Origin of the sequence: Streptococcus oralis, assembly GCF_023109315.1 — a bacterium.
GTDB lineage: Bacteria > Bacillota > Bacilli > Lactobacillales > Streptococcaceae > Streptococcus > Streptococcus oralis_BS.
This window is the reverse complement of sequence record NZ_JALDUF010000004.1, coordinates 1-26,279: the sequence shown is the minus strand read 5'-3', so window position 1 is coordinate 26,279 and position 26,279 is coordinate 1. Positions and strand designations below refer to the sequence as shown.

The window sequence follows — 26,279 nt, the reverse complement described above, 5'->3', positions numbered from 1 at the left end:
GCTTTACTCCTTTATCCATTGGGCTGCTATTCTTTTACGAATCGAATCCCCAGATTTTCCATAGATTTCAATCGTTTTGGCATCCTTTAGATAACGGTCTATGGGGATGTCATCCAAGGTTTGAAGAGGTCCAATTAATCTAATAATTTCCTCAGAAATCTCAATTGCTACTTTTGTCGTATAAAGTTTTATCTGAGATACAAAGAGAGAATCCGCCTTCATCCTATCCTTGTAGGAAGCAAAGTAAGATTCAGCCGCACACAGCTTAGTATACAAGTCTGCGAATTGATGTTGATAGACTGTCGCATCGATTAATGGTTTCCCAAATCTTCTTTTGACCTTTACAAAAGCCAGACCTGTTTCAAAAGCTCCCTCAGAGATACCAATAGAGATTGCGCTTAATCCTAGCTGTAATTTTTTGATAATATCATTTAACTGAGTTTCCCCATTTAGCGTCAATCCTAGCAGACTATCTTCTGGCAATATGACCTGATCAAAAGTTACCGAATTCACAGGCAAACCCTGTAAACCAGGTTTTGCAATATCATCTCCAAAAGCAACTCCCGGTCGAGTCGTATCAACAATGAAAAATCCGTATCCATCTTCTCCGTTAGCTTCCTGAACCTTGGCTAAGATTAACAAAATATCTGTATAGCGGCAATTTGATACAATTGACTTCTTCCCAGTTAAAGACCAACCTGTTTCCGTTTTCCTTGCAGTTGTTGCAATAACCTCCAAGCTGTCCATCAATTTTCCTTCAGAAAATCCCAAGCCAGCTAAGATTTCTCCCCTTACTAATGGTTCTACATAACGCGATTTTTGTTCCTGACTCCCATATCGTAAAATAGGATAGATACCATAACATGCCTGAGTTAGTAGAACAGCAGAAAAAGCAGGAAAATCTTTTGAAATCAAGCGAATAAAGGTTAAAAACTCGGTTCTCAAAACAGAATCTTGACTATCTAAAAGCAAGGAAAAGATATCAAATTGCTCAATAAACTGATAAAGCAATTCTCTAGGGAACTGTTGTTCATCCTCATGAGACTTAAGATAGTCCCGAATCAACACTTTCACATCTGCCTTCAATTCTCGTGCCAGCACGTCATTATAGGTCATCGCATTCACCTCATCTTAGTTGTCAGAAAACGGTTGGTAATAATCTTTCAACAATTCTTCATACACATAAGACTCTACTTCATTGTAGGAGTTTTTATAGGGTCTACAAAACCAAATATTAAATGGAATCGGATCCTTGAATCTAACCGCCTTAAAACGACTCTTGTCCACAAAATATTCAACCGGCCTTGGCAAAAGGGCAATCAAATCTGTCTGATGAGTTGATTCAACTAGGAAGTCCCAAGTAGAGGAAAGATAAGCAAATTTAGCCTCAATTCGTTGTGAACGAAGTTTTTCTGTCACTAAATCATAAGTCGTAAATGTTTTGTTGAAGGTTGCCAATTCATAACCAGCAATATCAGACCATTCCAACAAGCTTTTCTGAGCCAGCGGATGATCCTTATCCATATAAGCAACGTATTCATCCAATTGAATGATATGTTGTTCATATTTTTTAGCATCCAGGCTCGTAGGCTCTATCAGAATAGAGAGATTCAAATCTCCATCAACCATTTTTTGACGAATTTCCTTCCCTCCACCTTCCGTAACCTGGATATGGATATGAGGATTATTTTTCAGAAAATGAGGCAAGGCACTAGCAAAATAAACTCGTAAAATCAAGGACGGAATACCAAAATTAATGGTGCCTTTTTGCTTTTGAGCTTCTATATGGATCATGGAAAGCATTTCTTCATGTCGATTCACAATCTCGGTCGCATAACGATAAATTTTGCGTCCCGCCTCTGTTAAACTTTCTAATCTTCCATTCTTGCGATTGAATAATTGAACCCCTTCAGCTGCTTCAAAATTTGTCACAAATTGACTCAAGGCTGATTGACTAATGTGAATCTTCTTTGCAGCAATGGAAAGGTTGCATCCGCATTCTATGATATTGATGAAATAGTTCATTTGGATAATATCCACTTACCCATCACCTAGCTTTCCTTCACTATTTTAGTAGGTCAATTAGACAACTATTCTAGTGTTTGATAGTTGTCTACTGACTTTTTATCGAAATAACATTTCGAATACTTCATTTTAACGTTGTATATAAAGCGCTTACAATACTATCTAGTTTATATCATAACACACTAAGTAGAAAATAGCTCTTTTTTTGCTTAAATCGGCATTATTTTTAGGTCTTCTGAGACAATGACTTCCCCAGCTGTTTTTTCAAGAACTTCTTCTAATGTCACACCAGGAGCCAGCTCTTTCAACAGGAATTTACCATCTTTGAATCCAAAAACAGCTAATTCTGTGATGACAAGATCCAATACTCCTTTAGCTGAAAGTGGCAAGGTACATTCTTTCAACAACTTAGATTCCCCATCAGCAGTTGTATGTTGGATAGCCCCGATTACGCGCTTAGCTCCTACCAATAAGTCCATTGCGCCACCCATACCAGGAGCAAATTTCCCTGGGATAATCCAGTTGGCAATGCTACCATCTTGGCTGACTTCAAGAGCTCCAAGAACGGTTGCATCCACGTGTCCACCACGAATAATGGCAAAGGAAGTTTGTAGATCAAACAAGGCTGCTCCTGGCAACAATGTAATAGGAGCTCCACCAGAGTTCGCTAAATTGGCATTATAGTTGTCCTTGGTAGGTGTTTCCCCAAATCGAAGGGCGCCATTTTCTGCCTGTAAAATAACATTTACACCTTCAGGAATGTAATCAGCAGAGGCATTTGGAATCCCAAAACCAAGATTGACCACATCTCCATCTTTAAATTCAAGTGCTACACGTCTTGCGATAATCTCTTTTGCTTTCATTTTACTTCACCCCCGCCAGTTTCTTTGTCTCTGTCCACAGATCTCCCATCATCTGATGATGCTCTTGTGGTGTCAATCCTTGAACGACATAGTCAACTAGGATACCAGGGATGTAAATATCATTTGGATCAATTTCTCCGACTTCAACCAATTCGTTTGTCTCAACAATAACTGTGTCAGCTGCTAGAGCGAGTTGAAGGGAGATGTTTTTAGTAGTCCCATCCAGATAAAGGTTGCCATACTTATCCGCCTTTGTAGCTTTAATCAAGGCAACATCAATCTTCAATGGATCATAAATCAAATATTCTTTTCCATTTCGAGTCACTTTTTCGTGTTCATCTTCAAGAATTGTTCCTACACCTGTTGGTGTTAAGACTGCTCCAAGGCCCGCGCCCGCAGCATGCAAGCGTTCTACGACAGTTCCCATCGGAGTGAACTCCACTTTCATGGCTCCCGAGAAATAATCATGCTGAGCAGCAGCGGATGTCCCTACATGGGCTGCAATGTACTTTGTAACCTGATGGTTTTCACAAAGTCGACCAACTCCAACTTCCTTACCGGGTTGAGAGGTTACAACAGACACCAAGGTCAAATCTTGCTGGTTTTGATGAACCAGTTCCTCAATTAACTCAAGTGGCTCTCCCACTCCGAGAAAACCAGAAATACCAACTTTATCTCCTGAATGGATCAAGGAAATAGCTTCAGACAATGTTACAACTTTCATAACCTATCTCCTCTCTTATTTACGTTGAAAGACAGCTTTGCGTTTTTCAACAAAAGCGCGCATTCCTTCTACCTTATCTTCTGTTGAGAAGAGTAGAGCTTCCGCTTCTGTTTCCAAACGAATAGCATTTTTCAGAGGGAGTTCTGAGCCAACTTGGATAATATGTTTAGCTTTTTCAACTGCTAGCGGTGCATTTTTCATAATCGCTCCTGCCAGCTCTTCTGCCGCAGGCAATAGTTCTTCTGCTGCTACCAACTTGTTAAGAATTCCAAGATCATATGCTTCTTGTCCTTTAACCATTCTAGCAGTGAAGATTAATTCCTTTGTTTTACTAATACCAATCAAACGAGACATTCTTTGAGTACCTGCAAAACCAGGAATGATTCCCAAGCCGACTTCAGGGAAGCCAACCATTGTCTTGTCATAGCCGATTCGGATATCAGTTGAAAGAGCTAATTCTAAACCGCCTCCCAAAGCATAACCATTCAATACTGAAATAGTTGGCTGAGTCAATTCAGATAAGCGGGTAAAGGTGTCGTTCGCATAGGTCATGTATTCATGAGCCTGAATTGGAGACATTTGGTCCATCTCTTTAATGTCTGCTCCTGCGACAAATGCTTTCTCTCCTTGACCGGTCACAATGACAACACGAATGTCCTCGCTTGCTTCAATTTGGTCTAAAGCGAGATTCAAATCCTTTAAGACTTCTGAACTTAAAGCGTTCAAAGCCGATGGACGGTTAATTGTTAGATAGCCAAAACCATTCTTAACCTCTAATAAAACAGTTTTACTCATTGTTCTGCTCCTACTTGATTTATTTTGAGTACAGAGTACAGCGTCAACAAATACCAACACAAAATGTAAGAGCTTACATTTTCATCATAATCCTTTTTTCCCTATCCGTCTACTTAATCTTTATTTATAGACCTATAAGTCCAGCTTATAGAATAGAGCCATTCAATCTACCCTCAAAGTCTTAGGAAAAGCAAAAATACCTTATCAAGCACTTTCGGAGAAAGACACTTGATAAGGTATGTAACTATGAGATCGGATCAATATCTCATTTTGTAATCGTAATATTGAAAAAGAGGAACTGACGTTCAGTTTTCTAATAACTAACGTTCAACGATGAGGGCTGTTCCCATCCCTCCTCCGATACAGAGAGTTGCTAAACCAGTTTTGGCATCACGTTTCATCATCTCATGTACCAGAGTCACTAAGATACGGCAGCCTGAAGCTCCAATTGGATGACCAAGAGCAATCGCGCCACCATTAACATTGACAATATCTGTGTTAAAGCCAAGTGTTTTCCCAACCGCACAAGCCTGAGCAGCAAAGGCTTCATTTGACTCGATCAAGTCAAGATCATCAACTGTCAAATTGCCTTTTTCTAGAGCTTTGCGAGTCGCATAAATCGGTCCACATCCCATAATTTTAGGATCCAAACCTGCACTTGCATACGAACGAATGCGAACAATCACTGGGAGTCCCAATTCTTCAGCTTTTTCAGCGCTCATGACCAAGACAGCCGCTGCTCCGTCATTGATACCTGATGCATTACCCGCTGTAACAGAACCGTCTTTTTTGAAAACAGGTCGTAGCTTAGACAGACTCTCCAAGCTAGCATCTTTTCTAGGAAATTCATCTGTATCAAAGACGATAGAATCGCCTTTACGTTGAGGAATAACCACCGGAACAATCTCTTCCTTAAAGCGTCCAGATTCTATAGCCGCCACTGCTCGTTTTTGTGATTCCAAAGCAAGCGCATCTTGATCATCTCGGCTAATACCATATTCTTCTGCCACATTCTCAGCTGTAATCCCCATATGGTATTCGTTAAAGGCATCAGACAAACCGTCCTTAATCATGGTATCTACCACTTTCGAATCTCCCATACGACCACCCCAACGGAAACTTGGCAAAACGTATGGCGCCTGACTCATGTTTTCTGCACCACCAGCTACGATAATATCTGCATCGCCGCATCGAATCGCTTGAGCAGCCAACTGCACTGCCTTCAAACCGGAACCACAAACCTTGTTGATAGTAAAGGCTGGTGTAAATTCAGGGAGTCCTGCGTGAATGCTCATTTGACGAGCTACGTTTTGACCTAAACCTGCGCCTAGGACATTCCCCATAATCACTTCATCTACCTGCTCTGGTTTAATATTCGCTTTTTCCAAAGCACTCTTAATTACCAAAGATCCCAAATCAACAGCAGAAACATTCTTCAAGCTCCCGCCAAAGGAACCTAAAGGTGTTCGCACTGCCGAAACAATAACTACGTCTTTCATGACTACCTCCATCAGTGTCTAGTAAGTAAAGAAACCTTCTTTTGTCTTCCGTCCCAATTTTCCTGCTTCGACCATTTTCTTAAGAAGAGGGGCAGGACGGTATTTTTGATCACCAAACCCTTGGTTTAGGACGCCCATAATAGCCAAACAAACATCCAACCCAATCAAGTCAGCAAGAGCCAAAGGTCCAATAGGATGATTTGCACCAAGTTTCATCGCTTCATCGATTTCTTCGGCACTAGCCACTCCTTCACCTAGAATGTAAATGGCTTCATTGATCATAGGAATCAAAATTCTGTTCACAACAAAACCATAAGAATCTTTAACATCAACTGGTGTTTTACCAATTTTCACTGTCAGTTCACGAACCGCCTGAACCACTTCTTCTGAAGTCTGCAAGGCCTTAATAACCTCTACAAGTTTCATGATTGGGGCAGGATTAAAGAAGTGCATTCCAATCACGCGCTCTTGATGTTTAGTAGCAGCAGCTATATCCGTGATTGACAAAGAGGATGTGTTTGATGCTAAGATAGTTTTAGGATCTGTCAATTCATCCAATTGTTTGAAAATATTCAACTTAATCTCACGATTCTCAGTTGCAGCTTCAATCACCAATTGGACTTGTTTCGCATCTTCATATGAAACAGATGGAAGCAAATTGGCCAATACCTGATCCTTCTCATCCGCAGACATCCGTCCTTTTTCAACTGAACGTTCCAATTGTTTTGTGATATTATTCAAGCCTCTTTGAACAAATTCTTCTTTAATATCGTTTAAGTAAACTGTAAAACCAGCCTGAGCAAATACTTGAGCAATTCCGCTTCCCATTTGACCAGAACCAATAATCATCACCTTAGATATCATTATTTTCTCCTTCTTATTTTACAAAAATCCAGTGCATGAAGCAAGGACGATTGAACAGAAATCCTTCAATCGCCCTTCTGACATTAAACAAAGGCACCTAGTCCAGTAATCTCACGACCAACAATCAAGGCATTCACTTCGTGTGAACCTTCATAGGTATAGATTGATTCAGCATCTGCAAAGAAACGAGCAACGTCTGTCTCAAGTGTAATACCATTACCTCCGCAAGTTTCACGAGCAAGGGCAACTGTTTCGCGCATCACCAAGGAATTGTGCATTTTAGCAAGAGCAGAGTTAAGCATCAATTCATTACCTTTCTCTTGCATCTCAGCAATACGAGTTGAATAAGCAATAACTGCTACAGCATTTGCTTGCATACGAGCCAATTTTTCTTGAACAATTTGGAATTTGGCAATTGGACGTTTGAACTGTTCACGATCTTTAGCATATTTAAGAGCTGCAACATAGGATCCACAAGTTACTCCCATAGCAATGTGAGCAACGTCCGCGCGAGTGAAGGTCAAGATACGGGCTACATCACCAAAACCATTGATATTTACCAAACGGTCTGAATCTGGAACCTCTACATTCTTCATTGTAATATGGCCATTGCGGATACAACGAAGAGCAATCTTGTGTGGGATTGGTTCTGCATGATATCCAGGAGCTCCCTTACGAACGATAAAGCATTTCACCTTGCCATCCGCAACATCACGAGCAAATACAGGAACAACATCCGCAGTATCTGAACCACCAATCCAGCGTTTTTCACCATTTAGAATCCACTTGTCTCCAACACGTTCTGCAGTAGTCGCAAGTCCTCCAGCAATATCAGAACCTGAAAGAGGTTCAGTTAAAGCGAAGCAACCTTGCCAATCAAATGCAGCTAGTTTTGGAAGAAATTCTTTTTGTTGACGCTCATCACCACCCAAGAGAATTGTGTTGTAGCAAAGTCCGCCATGAACGGTGTAGAATGTTGCCATAGAAGCATCGAAGCGAGCAAGTTCAAGATACAAGAAAGCAATATAAAGTTCAGAAGGTTTCCAGCTACCCTCACGTCCCTCAAACAATTTTGGATTGTTCATAATTTGAGCGCCCTTAGCTACAGCATAGAATTCTTCAAAAGGAAAATCAGGTTTTTCCCAGTATTCATTAATAACCGGACGGAGATGTTTCTCAATCAAACGGCGAGTTTCTTGTAAAACCTCTGCTTCTCCCAAAGTTAGACCATCCGCATAGTGAAAAAGGTCTTCAGGATATAGTTCGCGTAAAATTTCTTCTTTTGTTGCCATAGTTATGACTCCTTTATTTGTTATAAGAGCGCTTACATTTTTGTATTCGCTATTTGTTGACAACACCATTCTATCCCTTAGGGTATTATTTTGTCTACTTAATAAATATAAACACCCCTATAAGTTCAGATTATAGGGGCTGATTCTGACTGTTTATCAAGGATTTCCTAGTTTTTCTAACCACTTAGGCACAAGAAAAAGTGGTTTACAAATCAGTAAACCACTCTTATTAGTTATTTCAATTTTATGATTCTTTCACTTCGAGCAAACCAACTTCACCATCTTCACGGCGATACAAAACATTAGTTGTTTGATCTTCCACATCTACATAGATAAAGAAATCATGTCCCAATAAATCCATTTGAAGAAGTGCTTCTTCTAAATCCATTGGTTTCAAATCAATTTGTTTTGAACGAACCACTTTTGGTTGCACAACATTTGCATCTTCAACTAGGGCATCTGTAAAGAGTTGGCTTGTCGCAACTTTATTTTTATTCTTACGTTCGATTTTTGTTTTATTTTTACGAATCTGACGTTCAATTTTATCAGTTACAAGGTCGATAGATCCATACATATCTTGAGAAACATCTTCTGCACGAAGAGTAATAGATCCAAGTGGAATCGTTACTTCAACTTTTGCAGTTTTTTCACGGTAAACTTTCAAATTCACACGTGCATCCAACTCTTGCTCAGGTTGAAAATACTTTTCGATCTTTTCGAGTTTAGAAACTACATAATCACGAATCGCTTCTGTTACTTCTAGGTTTTCACCACGGATACTATATTTAATCATATAAGTACCTTCTTTCTAAACATTTTTGTTTTTCTAACTATATTATAGCGCTTTCATTTTCATTTTGCAAATTTTTTCCTCATCTTACAAGGGAAAAAGTTTTAACATCCAAAGCACCTGCTTCTTCCAAAAGTCGTTTCACACGATTCACAGTTGCACCTGTTGTATAGATGTCATCAATCAGCAAAATCTTCTTAGGAAGTGAGATCCCATCTTTAATAAAAAATGGAATTTCAGTAGCCAACCTTTCCAAACGGCTTTTAGAAGAACTAGCACTCTCTTCTCTTTTTCCTAATATATCTTTAAAAGAAAAGCCTGCCCCTTCGACCAAACCCTCAACCTGGTTAAATCCCCTCTCAAGCAATCTTTCAGAACTTAGGGGAATTACAACAAATTGATAACCTCTATACTTTTTCAGCTCCTCAGCAAGAACGGAAGCAAACACTTTTCTAAGCAAAAAATCTCCATCAAACTTATATCGACTGAAAAAGTCTTTCATAGCTTGATTATAGGTAAAGATTGCCTTATGATCGACGTGAACTCCTTCTTTACACCAAAGTTTACAATCTTGACACTTAGTTGACAAGCCCGTTTTCATACAGTTTGGACAATATTCCTCACCAATTTTCTCAAAAGTAGACTCACAATCTGAACAAAGATAGTTGTTATCATTCTTAAACAGCAAGAGGTGACTAAATGTCAAGTCACTCATTGTTGTCTGTCCACATAATAGACAGTTCATAACCCCGCCTCCTTGTTCATCTGCTTGATTTCCTTGATTGCCTTCTTTATGGAAGCATTTAATCCATCATGAAAAAAGAGCAACTCACCAGTTGGTCTGTCCATACTACGTCCAACTCGACCACCAATCTGAATCAAGCTAGACTTGGTAAAGAGACGATGATTAGCTTCTACTACGAAAACATCCACACAAGGGAAGGTAACCCCGCGTTCCAATATTGTCGTACTGATCAGTATTGTTAGTTCTCCATCTCGAAAAGCTTGTACCTGCTCTAATCGATCCTCTGTTACAGAAGATACAAAACCAATTTTCTCATTTGGAAATTGCTCCTGTAAGATTTCTTTTAACTGTTCCCCTTTCTTAATTTCTGAAGCAAAAATGAGTAACGGATAACCTGTCTTTCTCTGCTTCTCAATATAAGACTTTAACTTTGGTGACAAACACTTCTTATCTAAATAGCGATTAAAATCCGACAACCAAATAGTTTTAGGAATAATCAACGGATTTCCATGAAATCGTCTTGGCAAACTCAATCTTTTTAGTTCTCCTAAACGAACCTTCCTATCTAACTCATCGGTAGAAGTCGCTGTTAAAAAGATTCTCAATCCATTCTCCTTTACACTATTCTTGACAGCATGGTAAAGCATTGGATTGTCAACATAAGGAAAAGCATCTACTTCATCCACTATCAGCAAATCAAAATCTTGATAAAACTTCAATAACTGATGGGTCGTCGCAACAACTAATGGTGTTCGAAAATACGGCTCTGATTCGCCATGGAGTAGCGCTATATCGCAAGCAAAGTCATTCTGCAGTCGCTTATACAGTTCTAAACATACATCAATTCGAGGACTGGCCAAACAAACTGCACCACCATCATCAATCACTTTGGCCACAACTTGATAAATCATCTCTGTCTTTCCAGCTCCTGTCACAGCATGAACTAAAGTCGGTTCTTTCTTTTCGACTGCTCGAATCAACCCCTCTGATACCTTTTCCTGAAAAGGGGTTAACTGACCACGCCATTTGAGAACATCTTGCTTAGGAAAATTCTCCTGCGGAAAATAGTATAAAGCTTGATCACTCCTGACTCGCTTCATCAGCAAGCACTCCCTGCAATAGTAGGCGCCAATAGGCAAATACCATTCTTCTAGAATCAAACTATTACAACGTTGACAAAACAGTTTCCCCTTCTCTTTTCTCATTGCTGGCAGTTTCACTGCTTCCTGTCGTTCTTCTTCAGTTAATTCTTTCTCAGTAAACAAGCGACCGAGGTAATTTGGATTTACTTTCATACTTTAATATTCGTAAAAATCTAGCACTTTAGATATTTTTTTAGTACAATTGAATCATGGAATTTAGAACAATTAAAGAGGATGGGCAGGTCCAAGAAGAAATCAAAAAATCCCGCTTTATCTGTCATGTCAAGCGTGTTTATAGCGAAGAAGAGGCTCGTGACTTCATCACTACCATCAAAAAAGAACACTATAAAGCCACCCATAACTGCTCTGCTTTTATTATAGGGGAACGCAGTGAAATCAAACGTACGAGTGATGATGGGGAACCTAGTGGTACTGCTGGAGTCCCTATGCTGGGTGTCTTAGAAAATCATAATCTAACCAATCTCTGTGTGGTAGTGACACGCTACTTTGGTGGCATCAAACTAGGTGCTGGCGGTTTGATCCGTGCCTATGCAGGTAGTGTGGCCTTGGCTGTCAAAGAAATTGGCATTATTGAAATCAAAGAACAGGCTGGTATAGACATTCAGATGTCCTACACTCAGTATCAAGAATATGGCAATTTTCTTAAAGAACATAATCTCATGGAGCTGGATACAAACTTTACAGATCAAGTTGATACAATGATTTATGTTGATAAGGAAGAGAAAGAAAATATCAAGGCTGCTCTTGTAGAGTTTTTTAATGGAAAGGTTACTTTAACGGATCAAGGTTTACGAGAAGTTGAAGTCCCTGTGAACTTAGTGTAAACAAAGGAGAAATACATGGCGTTTGGAAAATTTATTCAAGGACTTGCTGGTAACTTCAGCGAGGAAAACAAAGAGACTCTTATCAAAGAATATGGACAATATCTACTAGAGAATGAAGAAATTCAAAGTGGATATAAACTTATTCGCGATTCAATTATTTTTACAAATATCCGTATCATCTTTACAGATAAGCAAGGTGCCACTGGTCGCAAGATGTCTGTTAAGTCACTCTTTTTGATGAACATTGTAAACGTTGAAATGGAAACTGCTGGAGCAGGTATAGATGATAGTGAGATTACGATCACTTATTTAGAAAATGTCTTTCTAAAAGCACATAATGAGCATCTGAGTTTCCATAAATTTGAATTCCCTAAAAAAACGGACATCCTTCCGCTTTACACCTATTTATTAGAATTGGCTTATCACAATCGATTAAAAATTAATGGCTTAGACCTTTGATATAAAAAAATCCTATCACTTTGATAGGATTTCTATATTTTACAAATAGCCTTGAGCGCGTTATACTAGTATCATCTTATACAAAGAGGTATATCTATGACTATTTATAATAATATCACTGAACTAATTGGACAAACACCGATTGTTAAACTCAACAACATTGTTCCAGAGGGTGCTGCAGACGTCTATGTTAAACTAGAAGCTTTTAACCCTGGATCGTCAGTAAAAGACCGTATTGCCCTTAGTATGATTGAAAAAGCGGAACAAGATGGTATTCTAAAACCGGGTGCTACCATTGTTGAAGCAACGAGTGGAAACACTGGTATCGGTCTTTCATGGGTTGGTGCCGCTAAAGGATATAAAGTTGTTATCGTCATGCCTGAAACGATGAGTGTGGAACGACGTAAGATTATCCAAGCCTATGGTGCTGAACTCGTCCTTACTCCTGGAAGTGAAGGAATGAAAGGGGCTATTGCCAAAGCTCAGGAAATCGCCGCTGAACGTGACGGCTTCCTTCCCCTCCAATTTAATAATCCAGCTAATCCAGAAGTGCACGAAAGAACAACAGGAGCTGAAATACTGGCTGCTTTCGGTTCTGATGGACTAGATGCTTTTGTGGGTGGTGTTGGCACCGGTGGAACGATCTCAGGTGTTTCTCACGCTCTTAAAGCAGCAAATTCAAACATTCAAGTTTATGCAGTTGAGGCAGACGAGTCAGCTATCTTGTCTGGTGAAAAACCAGGACCTCACAAAATTCAAGGCATCTCAGCTGGATTTATTCCTGAAACCCTTGATACAAAAGCCTATGATGGTATCGTCCGCGTAACGTCAGATGATGCTCTAGCACTCGGACGTGAAATTGGTGGAAAAGAAGGCTTCCTTGTTGGGATTTCTTCAGCTGCAGCAATTTACGGGGCAATTGAGGTTGCCAAGAAATTAGGTACAGAGAAGAAAGTTCTTGCTTTAGCACCAGATAACGGCGAACGTTATTTGTCTACAGCACTCTACGAATTTGAAGTGTAGTCTCCTAAATGCACTTAGCCCTTATTAAAGGGCTTTTTATATACTCATATAGAGCCTATTCTCTAAAACAAAGTTTTGGGGCAGATAAAGGCTTGCTGGGGTTACACGAGATGTAATCTGAGAGGTAAGCGTCAAGTGAGAATTAACATGGGATTCATACTCATGGCCAATAACCTCTTAAAATACAATAAGAGAAGGAGTCAAAATTAAAAAGCTAGAGTTCCTCAATTGGAAACCTCTAGCTTTTTTGTGGCTGAGAACTATTTTGTTTCAGATTCTTTAGTTATTCAAGGCTGCTGCCATTGTAGCTGCAACTTCAGCTTCAAAATCATTTGCAGCTTTTTCGATACCTTCACCAACTTCAAAGCGAGCGAACTCAACTACTGAAGCGTTAACTGAATCAAGGTAGGCTTCAACCGTCTTGCTGTCATCCATGATGTATACTTGTGCAAGAAGTGTGTATGCTTGGTCAACTTTAGTGTTGTCAAGCATGAAGCGATCCATTTTACCTGGGATGATTTTATCCCAGATTTTTTCCGGTTTGCCTTCTGCAACCAATTCAGCTTTGATATCTTCTTCAGCTTGAGCAATCACTTCATCAGTCAATTGAGCTTTTGATCCATATTTCAAGTGTGGAAGAGCTGGTTTACCAACCATTGCACGGCTATCATTATCTTGGTCAATCACGTGGTTCAATTGTGCCAACTCATCTTTAACGAACTGCTCATCCAATTCTTTGTAAGAAAGAACTGTTGGTTTCATCGCAGCAATGTGCATTGAGATTTGTTTAGCAAGCGCTTCGTCTCCACCTTCAATAACAGAGATAACACCAATTCGACCACCATTGTGTTGGTATGCTCCAAAGTGTTGCGCATCTGTTTTTTCAAGCAAAGCAAAACGACGGAATGAGATTTTTTCACCGATTGTAGCTGTTGCAGATACATAGGCTGCTTCAAGAGTTTCACCTGAAGGCATTGTCAAAGCAAGTGCTTCTTCGTTGTTCGCTGGTTTACCTTCAGCAATTACTTTAGCTGTTGCATTTACCAACTCAACGAATTGAGCGTTTTTCGCAACGAAGTCAGTTTCAGCATTTACTTCAACTACTGCTGCAACGTTACCGTTAACAAATACACCAGTCAAACCTTCAGCTGCAACACGGTCAGCTTTCTTAGCTGCCTTAGCCATACCTTTTTCACGAAGCAATTCGATTGCTTTTTCGATATCACCTTCAACTTCAACCAATGCTTTCTTAGCGTCCATAACACCAGCACCAGATTTTTCACGCAACTCTTTAACAAGTTTAGCTGTAATTTCTGCCATTTTGATTCTCCTATATTTTTTAAAAATAGGAGAGCCGGGCTAAGCCCCGCCCTCCTAGGTAATGATTACTTATTTGAATTAAGCGTTGTCGCCTTCTACAACTTCAACGATTTCTTCGATTGAGTCAGCTTGAGCTTCTGAAGCTTCAAATTCTGCTTCAACTGCTGCTGCATCTTCACCTTGACGTCCTTCGATGATAGCGTCAGCCAATTTAGCTGTGATCAATTTAACCGCGCGGATAGCGTCATCGTTAGCTGGGATGATTACATCGATATCGTCTGGATCAGTGTTTGTGTCAACCATCGCTACAACTGGGATTCCCAATTTTTTAGCTTCTTTAACAGCGATTTGTTCTTTATGTGGGTCAACTACGTACATTACATCTGGGATACGAGGCATGTCTTCGATACCACCCAAGAATTTTTCAAGACGTGCACGTTGTTTGTTAAGAAGTGCAACTTCTTTCTTAGGAAGAACATCAAAGATTCCTTCTTCTTCCATGCGTTTGATTTCTTTCAAACGAGCAATACGTTTTTGGATAGTTCCCCAGTTCGTAAGAGTTCCACCCAACCAACGGTGGTTGATGTAGTATTGACCTGAACGTTCTGCTTCTTCCTTAACAGCATCAGCAGCTTGTTTCTTAGTACCAACAAACAATACAACTGCATCGTTAGCCGCAGCATCACGCATGAAGTCGTATGCTTGGTCAGCGTATTTTACAGTTTGTTGCAAGTCGATAACGTGGATTCCGTTACGTTCAGTGAAGATGTACTTAGCCATCTTAGGGTTCCAGCGACGAGTTTGGTGACCAAAGTGTACACCAGCCTCAAGAAGTTGTTTCATTGAAATTACTGCCATGAGTATTTCTCCTTTTTGTTTTTTTCCTCTTCTTGATTTCAACTTGCAAAACGACCCGAGGGCAACAGTTTCACAATTCATCAAGAATGAGTATTATCGTTTACACGACAAGTTTCATTCTACCACATTTTAGCGATATTTTCAAGTGATTTTGATAGATTTCGATCTTGCTCTCGATTAAAAATAATAAAAGAGGCTCAAATCGAGCCTCTTCGTTTCATTCATTAGTTTGGATAAATGTAAGTAACATAACCTTCAGATGTTGTAGTTGGGTTGAACCATCCACGTTTGTTACCGATTGTACGATCTCCACCATAGTTTGATTCTGATACTTGAATACGAGTAGTTGAATCAACTGCTGTAACAACCGCTACGTGTCCATAGCCACCATCATTCCAACATGCAATCGCACCAACTTGTGGTTGAGAACCAGTACGGAAACCTGCAGCTGCTGCACTTGTAGCCCACTGTGCTCCGTTACCCCAGTAATCTCCAGCCCAAGGTGCTAATGTTTTAGCTCCCCAAGTACATTCACCAGTTGGATAACTTGAAGCATTTGTACTGTATGTTGGACGTTGTCTAGTAGGAGTTGGAGTAGGTGTAGGTGCTGGAGTGTAGCTTGAGTCCTCGTCATCAGATGCTGATGCTGACGTTGATGTAGATGTTGCTTGCACTTGAGCTGAGAAACTTGTGTTTCCAGAAGCAACAACTGATTGTTGTTGACTTGTTTGACGTGCTTTATAAGCTGCCTCTGCTTCAGCTGCTGCTTTCGCTTCTGCCTCTGCTGCTGCTTTTTGTTCCAACAAGGTAGCTTTCTCACCTTCTGCAGTAGCTTTCTCTGCAGCAAGGTTCAACTCAGCAACTTTTAACTCCGCCTGTTTTGTTGTCAATGTCTGTGCATCGTCAGCAAGCGTTTGTTGGTTCGCAATGACAGTATTGATTGCTTCATTATTTGCGACTTGTTTTTCTGAAATTGATTTTTTATCAGCTTTTTGTTGCTCTAACATTTTGTTGTTAGCCGATACAATCTCGCTCATAGCCGCAACACGGGAAATAGCTTCTGTAATTGATTTTGAATTTACAATTGTGTTGATATAGCTAGTTGCAGCACCGTTTGTTTGTGCGCTACGTGCTTGTTTTTCCAAAGATTCATTACGAGCAACAATATTCTTAGAGAGCTCTGTAATTTCTCCTTCGAGTTTTTTAGATTCCGCTTGTAGTGTTTCATTTTCAGCTTGTAAGTTTGCTTGCTGTGTTTGAATGGCTGTAACTTGCGTTTGGATTTCATCTACCTGTTGTTGAGCTTCTTTTTGTTGAGCTGTCAAGTCACTAATCTTACTATCTTGAGCAGCAATTTTTTCATCAGTTGTTTCAGCGTGAACAGTTGTTAACACTGCCACTTGAGACACTAATACTGTACTTAATAAAAGTGACGCTAAGATTTTTTTCTTCATATTGTGTAGATACTCCTTCTATTTAAGACATTACTAGTATACCAAAAAAAGACATAATAAATATTACGCCTTTGTTACATTTTTATTTCTTTCTTATAGATAATATTTTTCAAAAATATATTGGAAAATAAGCATCCATAAAAAGTTTAAAATCATTGATGGGACAAGGCTGTAAACAATGAAAACTGGCATTGATTCTACTGTCAGTCCCATAGCAAGGGCCAGAAGATAACTACCCATATCAAATAGGAAACTCATCACAACTATTGTTAACATTCTCGTCCAACGGTTCAACAAAGTTACACTATTAAACTTGTGAAGTGAGGCACCTATCAAGATAAATAAAAGTGTCGCAATTCCTATCAAGTGGAAAAAATAGATATCGTACACCAAACCTGCTATACAGCAATAAGCTAAATAGAAGTATTCTGATACCTCAATTGTCTCAAACAAGAGAAATAAAAACAGGAAATGACTTGCTAAGTGAAAATGTGGATAAAAGGATTCTACTAATTGACCAATATGTGCATCAATTAGCACAAGAAAAGGAAGTAAAAAGAAAATACCAACTTGTTTTAACAGTCTCATTGCTAATTCCCCACTAACTCTACCACATGAAGATCTTTAGTATCAGCACTTAACTTTACTGTTACCTCTCGTGTTAGATAATCACTGCTATGAGTTGTAGCAACAACCTCTCCAACAGGAATATCCTTAACATTAAAGTTTCCAAGCCCCCCTGTAGTCACCCTATCTCCGGCACTAATGTCGTTGTTACTGTTTAATTGACTAATTTTAAGAAGTTCGGTTTCTTTGTCATAACCAACGATAATTCCGTAAATTTCAGTAGAACCATGCAAGATTTTAACGGAAATTTTGTCTGAATTTTCGGTGTTTGTCAATAGGTTGATCGTTGTTGAATGATCCTCCACTTTTGAAACACTGCCAATCAAGCCCCCGTTTGCAATGGCCAACATATTTTCAGAAGCACCCTTTGAACTTCCTGCATCTATCGTTAACTCTTGCTTCCAAAATACCGGTGAGCGCGTAATCACATCTGCTGCTAAGTTTTTTGTAGCCTGCAATTTTGACTTCATATCCAGCAACTGACGTAGTTGTTCATTTTCATTTTTTAAACTTTCTGATTGATTAGACTCCACTTCTAGTTTGTAGAGTTGCTTTTTTAAGCTTTCATTTTCATTATAAGTCTGCGTCAAATGGTCCAAATCCGATTTGAAATCGTCAAACCACTGAAAGGGTTTTTGGACAATTCTATCCACTAAAGAAATCCCATCTCCTAGTTTCGTCACAATAGCGCTTGAATAGGTTGTCACTAATAGAACAGAAACTGCCAAAACTGTGACAAAAACGATGATTAGATATTTTGATTTTTTAAAACGGTTCATATTCCTACCTTTATACTAAAAACCTGCTACTGTGAGCTTCTTATCAATCCTACAAACCTGCTAAGATTTTAAGAAAAATAAGAAACATCCCAGTACCAAAATCACAAGAATTGCCAGTGTATCCTTTTGACTCCATCTCAACTGTCTATACTGACTTCTACCCTTTCCTCCCTGATAGCCACGTGCTTCCATGGCTATTGCCAATGAATCTGCACGCTTTAAGCTCGTCGCAAAAAGAGGAATTAAAATTGGAATCATAGCCTTTACTTTTTGAATGATGCTTCCCTCGCCAAAGTCAACTCCACGAGCTTTTTGAGCATTCATAATTCTCGTCGTGTCATCCATCAAAGTTGGAACAAAACGCAAACTCATTGATAACATCAGACCAATTTCATGAACGGGAACTTTCACGCGTTTCAACGGTGCTAAAAGGGCTTCAACTGCAGCTGCCAGGCTCAAAGGCATGGTCGTTAAGGTTAGCAAGGTTGAAAAGAAAATAATCAACACAAAACGACAGAAAATGATTCCCGCTTGTTGCAAAGCATAATCCGTTATTCTTATAAAAGAAAACTCAAATAGGACATTTCCACTTGAAATGAAAAAGAGCTGAAAAAGAGTCGTAAAAGCAATTAAGAAAAACATGGATTTTAATCCCTGAATGAAAAATGAGAGGGAAACGCCTGACAAAGCGATAAATATACCTGTCGCTACAAACAGAATGAGATTGGTGAGAGGATTATTGGCCCAAAATACAATCAAAATCAGCAGAATCATGGCAAGCAATTTACTACGTGGATCCAAACGATGAATGATGGAATCCCCCGGTATATAACGCCCTAAAATCATACTATCCATTTAGCGACTCCTTAAACTCCTCTATCTTGATTGGCAGTTTTTTAAAAGCGACACCTCTGTCTGCCAAACGTTTACAAAAGGCTGTGATTTTAGGCACACCTAACTGCACATTTTCCATAAAGGTTACATCTTGGAAAACTTCGCTCGGTTTACCACTTTGGATCAAACACCCCTTTTCCATAACGTAAACCTGATCAGCATACTCAGCTACGTCATCCATCAAATGCGTTACCAGAACGATTGTCATTCCAGCAAGGTGAAGTTTTTTAAACAGGGTCATCAATTCTTTTCTGCCCAAAGGATCTAGTCCAGCTGTTGGCTCATCCAAAACCAAGACAGTAGGCTCCATAGCTAGCATACCTGCTATAGCCACACGTCTCATCTGACCACCCGAAAGTTCAAATGGACTTCGTTCAAAGAGTGACTCATCAATGCCCACCAAGGCTAACTTTTCACGCGCAATTTTCTTGGCTTCCTCCTCAGAAACTCCAAAATTTTGCGGTCCAAACGCAACATCTTTCAAAACAGTCTCTTCGAAAATCTGATTTTCAGCAAATTGAAACACTAGACCGACCTGCTTTCGAATCTGGCGAATTTCTTTATTGGTTGATGTAGGGGTAATGACGGTATCGAAAACTCGAACAGAACCCTTACTTGGAAGCAATAGGCCATTTAAAAGCTGTAAGATTGTCGATTTCCCACTACCTGTATGTCCTATCAAAGCTGTATAGGAGCCGTCCTCAATCGTCAAGGAAACATCAGTCAAGGCTGATGAAGATAGGGGTGTCCCCTCTTGATAGGTAAAGCTCACATTTTCTAGAGTAATTCCCATAACTTGTCCTCTAGCTCTCCTTCTGTCAAATAGCCATCCGGCAACTGATAGCCAGTCTCTCTCAAAGATTCTCTCAATTGATTCGTAAAGGGATCATCTAAGCCTATCTGGTCAAGGTCATCCCGAGAAAAAAGTTCTCTTGGGCTACTGGTTGACTCCACTTGGCCTTTTTTCATGACCAGGACACGGTCACTCATCGCAACTTCTTCCAAGTCATGCGTAATGGAGACAACTGTCATCTGATAGTCTTTTCGAATCTCTTGCACTGTCTGAATCAGTTCTCTGCGTCCCTCAGGATCCAACATACTTGTAGCCTCGTCCAAAATCACAATAGCTGGCCTCAAGGCAACAACTCCTGCAATGGCCACCCGCTGTTTTTGTCCACCAGATAAACGAGCTGGTTCTCTCTTCTTAAAGTCTAGCATACCTACTAACTCCAAAGATTCAGCCACTCTCTTCTTCATTTCTTCTCGAGGAAGTCCCTGATTTTCTAATCCAAAGGCGACATCATCTTCAACAGTTGCCCCCACAAATTGGTTATCTGGATTTTGAAAAACCATACCAATTTGACGGCGTAAGTCCCAAACATTCTCAGAGGACAGCAATTGTCCATCAATCCAGATTTCCCCAGACTCTGCTTCAAGCAAACCATCAATCAAACGGATAGTTGTCGATTTTCCACTCCCATTATGACCTACAATCGAAAGCCATTCTCCCCGTTTCACGTGAAACGAGACATTATTAACATCATAATGATCCTGGTCTTCCTTGTAACGAAAAGACAGATTTTTTACTTCAATAATCGATTTCATTTCGAACCAAATGTCCCTTTGAATACATGAGCGCTACCCTTGAAATAATCATAACCAGAGTAGATAGTGAAAAACAAAGCTATATAAAGTAACAGCTGACCAATTAAATTCCAATGTAAGAGCAAAAAGATAATAGCAAACATCTGACTAAAGGTCTTGATTTTCCCTGGCATCGCTGCTGCTAGAACTGTCCCTCCCATCTCAACAAGCAACAAACGCAAGCCTGTCACCGCAAGTTCACGACAGATGATAATAGCAACAACCCAAGCTGGAGCCATACCCAACTCAATCAACATGATAAAAGCTGACATAACCAACAGCTTATCGGCCATCGGATCAGCAAACTTTCCAAAGTTGCTGACTACATTCCATTTACGAGCAAGGTAACCATCGAGATAATCCGTTATACTAGCAACTGCAAAGATAATCGCTGCCAGCAGGTGACTGCCTTGTGAATGGCCCAAAGTCAAAATAAGAATAAAGAGAGGTATAAAGAAAATTCTACCAATAGTTAATACATTAGGAATTTGTTCTTTTTTCATTGATTTTTCCTTAATCTGTAGTGAATGTAAGTGTTACAGTTCCAGTCTGAGTTGTCAGCTTCGAGGTATCGATTGTTTGATTGTCCACAGTCACAGTAACTCCCTTCACTACACCTAAAGTAATAGTAACGGGATTCTTAGTTGAAACTGTTGTTTTTGCATTCTTATTGTCTGCAGATAGTGTCACACCACCCTCCAGCTCACTTCCTGAAACACTTACCCAACTAGTTGCATCTGATACTGCCAGTTGAACAGTAGTGGTTTCCTTACTCGTTTTATACCGAGCTTCAATGCGGTTCCCTTCACCTGAAACGGTAATAGTTGATTCCGCAGTAGAAGATGAGCTCGATACCTGACTACTAGAAGATGAACTAGATGAGGTTGTTGAACTAGTTGAGTTCACAACACTATAGTTAGCTGAAGAAGGTCTTGGCTGAGTTTGGATGTAGTTCCAAACATAGTAAGTGACAAAAATTAAAATTGACAAAGCAAATAGCACAAAATAAAATAAGGGGAGATAAGACGTTTTTTTCTTATTTGATCGTCTACGACCAGACAGGTCTTCTTCATCAACATCGACCTCTTCATAGGTGATCATACTACCTGAATCATAGGCATCCAAAACAATTCTTTCATCTAACTCTACTGCCCAGGCATATTTTCTTAAAAAAGAACGAGCGTAAAAAGTGCTAGGAAGTTGATCGAAATCATCCGCCTCCATTGCTTCTAGAAAATGCAACTGAATTTCAGTTTTTTCCTGCAATTCTTCTATACTCAATCCTTGGTTAATTCTAGCTAAACGCAGAACCTCGCCAATTGTTTTTTTTCTCATACTTACCATTCCTTCTTTCTAGTGTTCTTGCTTTATTTAGGCTGGAAAAATTGTAAAATCAACTAGATCACCATTATCAATCAAACGATGCCCAGCTTCAAGAACATCTTCCAAAGTAATTTCCTGTAAAATTTTCGGAAAATCAAAAATTGTTTCTCCGCGATCCATCGGATCGTATTGAGTTGCAATAAATTCCAAAGAGTTCATACTACTGAAAAATTCTCCAAACATCTCACTCTTAACAAGATCGAGATGCTCCTCAGTAATATCTGCATCACTACTAAACTGACGAATCGCTTTCCGAAACTGGTGCGACAAAGAAACAGGTTCCTTGGTATCCATCGTCAATATCACAAAATGAAAGCGACTATTTACCTCAACCTCTAGTGACAATGATGCATCTAACTTCCCTGTCTCGTATAATTTTTGAAAACGATCCGAAGTCCATCCAAACATCATCGTAAATAGCAATTTCAATAAAATGTTGTAACGATAAGACTCCTCTTCCTTTATTTGACCAGTTCCTCTAATAGCAACAGCAAGTTTGGGTGAAGAAACTTCCATCCGAAGACTATCTGTTTGCTTCACAGGTTGCAAGGGTAGTTTCTCTTTTGTAACTGTAAACTGATTTGAAACGTCCTTTTCCTTTTTCGAAAAGTATTCCTCAACAACTTTTACATCAATATTTCCAACTAAAAACAGTGACATGTTGACAGGTTTGTAAAAGTCTGTAAAGTTCTCTTTTAAATTTGAAATTTGAATCTCAGAAATTGATTTCTCACTTCCAACAATATCTATTGCTAAAGGAGTATCAGGATAAAGGTTGGCTAATGTTGCAAAAAACAAGCGTGAGTCTGGGTCGTCTTGGTACATTTCTCGTTCTTGCTGGATAATATCCTGTTCCCTCAAAAAAGACTCTTCTGTAAAATGAACATCTCCAACTAGCTCATCTAGCAAATCTAAATTTTCTAATAGATGGTCAATTGTTGAAAAAAGATAGCTGGTCTTAGTAAAGCTTGTAAAAGCATTACTGTCCGCACCTAATCGAGTAAACGCAGCCATTATATCCTCAGAATTTTCTCTTTCAAACAATTTATGTTCAAGAAAATGTGCAATCCCTACTGGATGATAACGCAAACCTTTGTCCAAGCTTGTATAAGTTGCATCTACAGAACCAAATTGAACCGTTACAATCCCATAAACCTCATTGAAATCTTGCTTAGGGAGTAAAGAAACTGTCAACCCATTTGACAATTTTGTTTTGTAGACTGTTTCCTTTACAGCAGAATAGTATTTTTCTTCAAAAGTAACCTTTGTCATTCTACTCCTTCCATAAAGTAAATCGCTTGTAACTTTAAACTGTTGGCAGCTATACAGACAGCTTCTTTATCAACACTCTCTAATTTTGCTACCAATCGATCAATATCAAAGCTTGATTTTCCAAATAGAGCATTCAAATAGGCTCTTTCAACTAGGGTATGCTGACTATCTTGAGCAATCAATAAAGATCTTCGAATCATCTCCTTGGTTTGTTCAAGTTCAAAATCTGTAAAGTTACCCTTTTTCAGATCTAGCAATTGATGATTCATCATTTTTCTAGCCTGATTTCGATTTTCTCTATCAATACCCGCATACATCCTTAACAGACCACTAAACAAATCCAATTGACTCGAGACTGTATAGGCTATTCCAGCATTTTCACGAACGTTTGTAAAAAGTTTTGAATGTGCAAATTCACCCAACAAACCATTCATAACAAGCATGGGTAAATGCTCATCATCACCATATTTTACAGGAGAATGATAGCCTAATTCCAAAATAGATTGCCCAACATTCCTCTGAAACATTCCTTCTCGTAGAACATTCGAATAAGATTGATGGTACTGGATAGTGGCGCCGTTCTCTCTAGCTGTAAAGGGTAATGACTTCAGTGATTCTGTAATTTCTACTTCGTTGAAGTCACCTAAGAAAAAGAAATCAATACGATCATTTTTCAGAGCATTTTGAAAGCACGTGTAGCTACTTTCCGGAGACTCATTTGAAATGCTATTTCGTAAATCACTGTATCTCAATTGAAGACGCTCATCATGGAAGAACAAGCTATCCAACTCCTTATGCGCAAAATAAAATGAATCATCCATGTCAGTAGCTAAACTAGCCAACAACTGTTTTCTTTCAATTTCAAATAAGACCGGCTCAAAAGCACCATCTTGAACTAAGGGAGCAAATAAAGTCTGTTTCACCAATTCCAAAATTCGAGAAGTCAAGACATTCTTTTTACTTAAAAAATCATCCCTCACATAAGTAAACGTTAAGTCAAGAATATGTGCCTGTCCCCTACGATAAGCACTTGTGGAAATATCTGTTCCATATAAACTTGCCAAGTATCTGCGAAATGCTTGTGATGTTGGGTAAACTTGATTTGCCGTCTCCAACATACTTGCACTTAACATGCGTCCTGCTATCGTCTCAAGAGATAAGGGAGCAGTAAAACGAATAGTGATTTTATTTGTTTTAAACTTTTTGGATTGAACAAAATGTGCTGAAATTCCAGGCACTAATTCCATACCTTACCTCCTTACATATAGAGTTCTATTATACCACGAAAATCAAAATTTTTCTTGTTCTCTTCATAGCTTTAAAGAGTGAAACCGTTTTCATTTTAGCTAACTTTCCTTCAGCTATTTCAAGGAAAATATGGTATAATACCAAAGATTGAGGTGAATTATGGAATACAAATTATTTGAAGAATTTATTACGCTCCAAGCCCTCCTAAAAGAGCTTGGAATTATACAAAGCGGTGGTGCTATCAAATCCTTTTTAATAGATCATCAAGTTTACTTTAATGGTGAATTAGAAAATAGACGTGGGAAAAAAATCCGTATTGGAGATACGATTGACATTCCTGATTTAAAGATTGACATCACCTTGACAAAACCAAGTTTAAAAGAGCAAGAAGAGTATCAAGCAGATAAGATTGAGAAAGAGCGAATTGCTAAACTTGTCAAAGAGATGAATAAAGGCGTCAAGAAAGAAAAACAAAAAATTTCTTCATCACCTAAAACCAAACAAGCTCCACGTTTTCCAGGAAGATAACCATGTGGCTCCAACATTTAACAATTAAAACCTTTCGAAACTACAAAGAGGCAAAAATTGATTTCAATCCAAAATTAAATGTCTTTCTAGGTCAAAATGCACAAGGAAAAACCAATATTCTAGAAGCAATCTATTTCTTGGCCTTGACACGTAGTCATCGGACTCGTACAGATAAAAATCTCATTCATTTTGATAACGAGCAACTCCATCTTTCTGGCTTGCTACAGAAAAAAACAAGCTCTATCCCTCTAGAAATTGATTTAACGCCAAAAGGGCGTGTGACTAAAGTCAATCACTTAAAGCAAGCGCGCCTATCAGACTACATCGGACATATGAATGTTGTCCTCTTCGCACCTGAAGATCTCCAGCTAATTAAAGGAGCGCCCTCTGTCCGTCGAAAGTTTATAGACATCGAACTAGGACAAATAAAACCAATCTACTTGTCAGACTTGTCTAACTATAACCACATACTCAAGCAAAGAAATACTTATCTAAAATCCAGTCAGAAGATTGATGAAACATTTCTGTCAGTCTTAGATGATCAGTTAGTAGAGTATGGTTGTCGCGTCATAAAGCATCGGATAAAATTCATTAAAGACTTAGAGAAATTTGGTCAAAAAAAACACTTAGAAATTTCAAATAAATTAGAAGACTTGTCAATATATTATCAATCATCTGTCAACTTCACTGATGAAGAACAGCTAACAAGTTCTTTTAAAATTGCTTTGGAGAAAAGCAGATCCAGAGACTTATTTAAAAAGAATACTGGAGTTGGCCCTCATCGAGATGATATTTCTTTTTATATCAATGGTATGGATGCTAGTTTTGGAAGTCAAGGTCAACATCGTAGTCTTGTACTTTCTATCAAACTAGCAGAGATTGAGCTAATGGAAAGTATTACCAACGAGTCTCCGATACTCTTGCTTGATGATGTTATGAGCGAACTTGATAACACCCGGCAACTAAAATTACTAGAAACCATTTCTCAATCTATCCAAACCTTTATCACAACAACAAGTTTGGATCACTTACAAAACTTGCCAGAAAACCTTAGTATTTTCAATATTCAAAACGGTCAGATATCTGTAAATTAAATTGACACTGTTGTAAATAAAAGAACCCCTAATTTTGAACTGCACCCCAAAAGTTAGACAGAAAGAATCTAACTTTTGGGGTGTTTTATTATGAAATTGAGTTATGAAGATA

At 39.0% G+C, this 26,279-nt stretch carries 28 protein-coding genes; 5 read left to right on the top strand and 23 right to left on the bottom strand.

Going from position 1 to position 26,279, the window contains the following annotated elements; translation table 11 throughout:
* Window positions 1-3: 3 nt before the first annotated feature.
* From M1F74_RS05920 to M1F74_RS05870, 11 genes are all read right to left on the bottom strand, one after another.
* Window positions 4-1,116 carry an acyl-CoA dehydrogenase family protein gene (locus tag M1F74_RS05920; protein ID WP_000221883.1) on the bottom strand — a complete coding sequence of 371 codons (1,113 nt, stop codon included), beginning with the start codon at window positions 1,114-1,116 and terminating at the stop codon, window positions 4-6.
* A 15-nt stretch (window positions 1,117-1,131) separates the two neighbouring features.
* A complete protein-coding gene (locus M1F74_RS05915; RefSeq protein ID WP_000351428.1) occupies window positions 1,132-2,040 on the bottom strand; it encodes a LysR family transcriptional regulator in 909 nt (302 codons plus the stop codon).
* A gap of 194 nt (window positions 2,041-2,234) precedes the next feature.
* On the bottom strand, window positions 2,235-2,888 hold the full coding sequence (locus tag M1F74_RS05910; protein ID WP_000644730.1) for a 3-oxoacid CoA-transferase subunit B: 654 nt from the start codon (window positions 2,886-2,888) through the stop codon (window positions 2,235-2,237).
* A gap of 1 nt (window position 2,889) precedes the next feature.
* On the bottom strand, window positions 2,890-3,612 hold the full coding sequence (locus tag M1F74_RS05905; RefSeq protein ID WP_247946570.1) for a CoA transferase subunit A: 723 nt from the start codon (window positions 3,610-3,612) through the stop codon (window positions 2,890-2,892).
* A 15-nt stretch (window positions 3,613-3,627) separates the two neighbouring features.
* Window positions 3,628-4,407 (bottom strand): enoyl-CoA hydratase/isomerase family protein, encoded by a 780-nt coding sequence (locus M1F74_RS05900; protein WP_247946569.1) that lies wholly within the window; start codon window positions 4,405-4,407, stop codon window positions 3,628-3,630.
* 320 nt (window positions 4,408-4,727) lie between these two features.
* Window positions 4,728-5,906, bottom strand: coding sequence for an acetyl-CoA C-acetyltransferase (locus M1F74_RS05895; RefSeq protein ID WP_033584690.1), 1,179 nt, complete (start codon window positions 5,904-5,906; stop codon window positions 4,728-4,730).
* 18 nt (window positions 5,907-5,924) lie between these two features.
* On the bottom strand, window positions 5,925-6,773 hold the full coding sequence (locus tag M1F74_RS05890; protein ID WP_025172369.1) for a 3-hydroxybutyryl-CoA dehydrogenase: 849 nt from the start codon (window positions 6,771-6,773) through the stop codon (window positions 5,925-5,927).
* 80 nt (window positions 6,774-6,853) lie between these two features.
* The gene (locus M1F74_RS05885) at window positions 6,854-8,062 is read right to left on the bottom strand and encodes an acyl-CoA dehydrogenase family protein (protein WP_247946568.1); all 1,209 of its coding nucleotides are present in this window, start codon (window positions 8,060-8,062) and stop codon (window positions 6,854-6,856) included.
* Between the two features lie 244 nt (window positions 8,063-8,306).
* Entirely contained in the window at window positions 8,307-8,855 is a 549-nt protein-coding gene (gene hpf / locus M1F74_RS05880; protein WP_000599118.1) for a ribosome hibernation-promoting factor, HPF/YfiA family, read from the bottom strand.
* A gap of 79 nt (window positions 8,856-8,934) precedes the next feature.
* The gene (locus M1F74_RS05875; RefSeq protein WP_247946567.1) at window positions 8,935-9,597 is read right to left on the bottom strand and encodes a ComF family protein; all 663 of its coding nucleotides are present in this window, start codon (window positions 9,595-9,597) and stop codon (window positions 8,935-8,937) included.
* Window positions 9,594-10,892: a DEAD/DEAH box helicase gene (locus M1F74_RS05870; RefSeq protein ID WP_247946566.1), complete on the bottom strand. Its 1,299-nt coding sequence runs from the start codon at window positions 10,890-10,892 to the stop codon at window positions 9,594-9,596. Before M1F74_RS05870 ends, M1F74_RS05875 begins: the two co-directional genes overlap by 4 nt.
* Before the next feature lie 56 nt (window positions 10,893-10,948).
* Here M1F74_RS05870 and M1F74_RS05865 point away from each other — a divergent pair, with 56 nt between their 5' ends.
* The 3 genes from M1F74_RS05865 (at window position 10,949) to cysK (ending at window position 13,066) form a co-directional block, all read left to right on the top strand.
* Entirely contained in the window at window positions 10,949-11,584 is a 636-nt protein-coding gene (locus tag M1F74_RS05865; RefSeq protein ID WP_000395762.1) for a YigZ family protein, read from the top strand.
* Between the two features lie 15 nt (window positions 11,585-11,599).
* Window positions 11,600-12,043, top strand: coding sequence for a PH domain-containing protein (locus M1F74_RS05860; RefSeq protein WP_033584681.1), 444 nt, complete (start codon window positions 11,600-11,602; stop codon window positions 12,041-12,043).
* 96 nt (window positions 12,044-12,139) lie between these two features.
* Window positions 12,140-13,066 (top strand): cysteine synthase A, encoded by a 927-nt coding sequence (gene cysK, locus M1F74_RS05855; RefSeq protein WP_000158479.1) that lies wholly within the window; start codon window positions 12,140-12,142, stop codon window positions 13,064-13,066.
* A 279-nt stretch (window positions 13,067-13,345) separates the two neighbouring features.
* Here the strand turns inward: cysK and tsf are convergent, their stop codons facing one another.
* From tsf to yfmF, 12 genes are all read right to left on the bottom strand, one after another.
* The gene (gene tsf / locus M1F74_RS05850; protein ID WP_000808088.1) at window positions 13,346-14,386 is read right to left on the bottom strand and encodes a translation elongation factor Ts; all 1,041 of its coding nucleotides are present in this window, start codon (window positions 14,384-14,386) and stop codon (window positions 13,346-13,348) included.
* Window positions 14,387-14,464: 78 nt separating this feature from the next.
* Window positions 14,465-15,244 carry a 30S ribosomal protein S2 gene (rpsB, locus tag M1F74_RS05845; RefSeq protein WP_000268476.1) on the bottom strand — a complete coding sequence of 260 codons (780 nt, stop codon included), beginning with the start codon at window positions 15,242-15,244 and terminating at the stop codon, window positions 14,465-14,467.
* Between the two features lie 224 nt (window positions 15,245-15,468).
* Window positions 15,469-16,698 carry a peptidoglycan hydrolase PcsB gene (pcsB, locus tag M1F74_RS05840; protein ID WP_000727001.1) on the bottom strand — a complete coding sequence of 410 codons (1,230 nt, stop codon included), beginning with the start codon at window positions 16,696-16,698 and terminating at the stop codon, window positions 15,469-15,471.
* A 93-nt stretch (window positions 16,699-16,791) separates the two neighbouring features.
* The gene (gene mreD / locus M1F74_RS05835; protein ID WP_001237922.1) at window positions 16,792-17,286 is read right to left on the bottom strand and encodes a rod shape-determining protein MreD; all 495 of its coding nucleotides are present in this window, start codon (window positions 17,284-17,286) and stop codon (window positions 16,792-16,794) included.
* A 2-nt stretch (window positions 17,287-17,288) separates the two neighbouring features.
* The gene (gene mreC / locus M1F74_RS05830; protein WP_007520952.1) at window positions 17,289-18,104 is read right to left on the bottom strand and encodes a rod shape-determining protein MreC; all 816 of its coding nucleotides are present in this window, start codon (window positions 18,102-18,104) and stop codon (window positions 17,289-17,291) included.
* A 60-nt stretch (window positions 18,105-18,164) separates the two neighbouring features.
* Window positions 18,165-18,959 carry an energy-coupling factor transporter transmembrane component T family protein gene (locus M1F74_RS05825; RefSeq protein WP_247946565.1) on the bottom strand — a complete coding sequence of 265 codons (795 nt, stop codon included), beginning with the start codon at window positions 18,957-18,959 and terminating at the stop codon, window positions 18,165-18,167.
* The gene (locus M1F74_RS05820) at window positions 18,952-19,791 is read right to left on the bottom strand and encodes an energy-coupling factor transporter ATPase (RefSeq protein ID WP_247946564.1); all 840 of its coding nucleotides are present in this window, start codon (window positions 19,789-19,791) and stop codon (window positions 18,952-18,954) included. The genes M1F74_RS05825 and M1F74_RS05820 overlap by 8 nt, the downstream gene beginning before the upstream one ends.
* Window positions 19,776-20,603: an energy-coupling factor ABC transporter ATP-binding protein gene (locus tag M1F74_RS05815; protein WP_247946563.1), complete on the bottom strand. Its 828-nt coding sequence runs from the start codon at window positions 20,601-20,603 to the stop codon at window positions 19,776-19,778. Before M1F74_RS05815 ends, M1F74_RS05820 begins: the two co-directional genes overlap by 16 nt.
* On the bottom strand, window positions 20,600-21,145 hold the full coding sequence (gene pgsA / locus M1F74_RS05810) for a CDP-diacylglycerol--glycerol-3-phosphate 3-phosphatidyltransferase (RefSeq protein WP_247946562.1): 546 nt from the start codon (window positions 21,143-21,145) through the stop codon (window positions 20,600-20,602). Before pgsA ends, M1F74_RS05815 begins: the two co-directional genes overlap by 4 nt.
* A gap of 10 nt (window positions 21,146-21,155) precedes the next feature.
* The gene (rodZ, locus tag M1F74_RS05805) at window positions 21,156-21,977 is read right to left on the bottom strand and encodes a cytoskeleton protein RodZ (protein ID WP_247946561.1); all 822 of its coding nucleotides are present in this window, start codon (window positions 21,975-21,977) and stop codon (window positions 21,156-21,158) included.
* 36 nt (window positions 21,978-22,013) lie between these two features.
* Window positions 22,014-23,297: an EF-P 5-aminopentanol modification-associated protein YfmH gene (gene yfmH, locus M1F74_RS05800; protein ID WP_247946560.1), complete on the bottom strand. Its 1,284-nt coding sequence runs from the start codon at window positions 23,295-23,297 to the stop codon at window positions 22,014-22,016.
* Window positions 23,294-24,544 carry an EF-P 5-aminopentanol modification-associated protein YfmF gene (gene yfmF / locus M1F74_RS05795; protein ID WP_247946559.1) on the bottom strand — a complete coding sequence of 417 codons (1,251 nt, stop codon included), beginning with the start codon at window positions 24,542-24,544 and terminating at the stop codon, window positions 23,294-23,296. Before yfmF ends, yfmH begins: the two co-directional genes overlap by 4 nt.
* A 160-nt stretch (window positions 24,545-24,704) precedes the next feature.
* On the opposite strand from yfmF, the gene yaaA reads away from it, so the two are divergent.
* Window positions 24,705-25,073 carry a S4 domain-containing protein YaaA gene (gene yaaA, locus M1F74_RS05790; RefSeq protein WP_247946558.1) on the top strand — a complete coding sequence of 123 codons (369 nt, stop codon included), beginning with the start codon at window positions 24,705-24,707 and terminating at the stop codon, window positions 25,071-25,073.
* Between the two features lie 2 nt (window positions 25,074-25,075).
* Entirely contained in the window at window positions 25,076-26,167 is a 1,092-nt protein-coding gene (gene recF, locus M1F74_RS05785) for a DNA replication/repair protein RecF (RefSeq protein ID WP_247946557.1), read from the top strand.
* Window positions 26,168-26,279 lie beyond the last annotated feature (112 nt).

What these genes read in the sequence shown, in the direction of transcription:
- yfmF (WP_247946559.1), bottom strand. Translation starts at nt 24,544, where the DNA reads ATGGAATTAGTGCCTGGAATTTCAGCACATTTTGTTCAATCCAAAAAG.
- mreD (WP_001237922.1), bottom strand. Translation starts at nt 17,286, where the DNA reads ATGAGACTGTTAAAACAAGTTGGTATTTTCTTTTTACTTCCTTTTCTT.
- rpsB (WP_000268476.1), bottom strand. Translation starts at nt 15,244, where the DNA reads ATGGCAGTAATTTCAATGAAACAACTTCTTGAGGCTGGTGTACACTTT.
- M1F74_RS05900 (WP_247946569.1), bottom strand. Translation starts at nt 4,407, where the DNA reads ATGAGTAAAACTGTTTTATTAGAGGTTAAGAATGGTTTTGGCTATCTA.
- M1F74_RS05875 (WP_247946567.1), bottom strand. Translation starts at nt 9,597, where the DNA reads ATGAACTGTCTATTATGTGGACAGACAACAATGAGTGACTTGACATTT.
- pcsB (WP_000727001.1), bottom strand. Translation starts at nt 16,698, where the DNA reads ATGAAGAAAAAAATCTTAGCGTCACTTTTATTAAGTACAGTATTAGTG.
- M1F74_RS05870 (WP_247946566.1), bottom strand. Translation starts at nt 10,892, where the DNA reads ATGAAAGTAAATCCAAATTACCTCGGTCGCTTGTTTACTGAGAAAGAA.
- M1F74_RS05920 (WP_000221883.1), bottom strand. Translation starts at nt 1,116, where the DNA reads ATGACCTATAATGACGTGCTGGCACGAGAATTGAAGGCAGATGTGAAA.
- M1F74_RS05825 (WP_247946565.1), bottom strand. Translation starts at nt 18,959, where the DNA reads ATGGATAGTATGATTTTAGGGCGTTATATACCGGGGGATTCCATCATT.
- rodZ (WP_247946561.1), bottom strand. Translation starts at nt 21,977, where the DNA reads ATGAGAAAAAAAACAATTGGCGAGGTTCTGCGTTTAGCTAGAATTAAC.
- M1F74_RS05910 (WP_000644730.1), bottom strand. Translation starts at nt 2,888, where the DNA reads ATGAAAGCAAAAGAGATTATCGCAAGACGTGTAGCACTTGAATTTAAA.
- M1F74_RS05865 (WP_000395762.1), top strand. Translation starts at nt 10,949, where the DNA reads ATGGAATTTAGAACAATTAAAGAGGATGGGCAGGTCCAAGAAGAAATC.
- mreC (WP_007520952.1), bottom strand. Translation starts at nt 18,104, where the DNA reads ATGAACCGTTTTAAAAAATCAAAATATCTAATCATCGTTTTTGTCACA.
- hpf (WP_000599118.1), bottom strand. Translation starts at nt 8,855, where the DNA reads ATGATTAAATATAGTATCCGTGGTGAAAACCTAGAAGTAACAGAAGCG.
- yaaA (WP_247946558.1), top strand. Translation starts at nt 24,705, where the DNA reads ATGGAATACAAATTATTTGAAGAATTTATTACGCTCCAAGCCCTCCTA.
- M1F74_RS05885 (WP_247946568.1), bottom strand. Translation starts at nt 8,062, where the DNA reads ATGGCAACAAAAGAAGAAATTTTACGCGAACTATATCCTGAAGACCTT.
- cysK (WP_000158479.1), top strand. Translation starts at nt 12,140, where the DNA reads ATGACTATTTATAATAATATCACTGAACTAATTGGACAAACACCGATT.
- M1F74_RS05860 (WP_033584681.1), top strand. Translation starts at nt 11,600, where the DNA reads ATGGCGTTTGGAAAATTTATTCAAGGACTTGCTGGTAACTTCAGCGAG.
- M1F74_RS05815 (WP_247946563.1), bottom strand. Translation starts at nt 20,603, where the DNA reads ATGAAATCGATTATTGAAGTAAAAAATCTGTCTTTTCGTTACAAGGAA.
- pgsA (WP_247946562.1), bottom strand. Translation starts at nt 21,145, where the DNA reads ATGAAAAAAGAACAAATTCCTAATGTATTAACTATTGGTAGAATTTTC.
- yfmH (WP_247946560.1), bottom strand. Translation starts at nt 23,297, where the DNA reads ATGACAAAGGTTACTTTTGAAGAAAAATACTATTCTGCTGTAAAGGAA.
- M1F74_RS05905 (WP_247946570.1), bottom strand. Translation starts at nt 3,612, where the DNA reads ATGAAAGTTGTAACATTGTCTGAAGCTATTTCCTTGATCCATTCAGGA.
- tsf (WP_000808088.1), bottom strand. Translation starts at nt 14,386, where the DNA reads ATGGCAGAAATTACAGCTAAACTTGTTAAAGAGTTGCGTGAAAAATCT.
- M1F74_RS05895 (WP_033584690.1), bottom strand. Translation starts at nt 5,906, where the DNA reads ATGAAAGACGTAGTTATTGTTTCGGCAGTGCGAACACCTTTAGGTTCC.
- recF (WP_247946557.1), top strand. Translation starts at nt 25,076, where the DNA reads ATGTGGCTCCAACATTTAACAATTAAAACCTTTCGAAACTACAAAGAG.
- M1F74_RS05820 (WP_247946564.1), bottom strand. Translation starts at nt 19,791, where the DNA reads ATGGGAATTACTCTAGAAAATGTGAGCTTTACCTATCAAGAGGGGACA.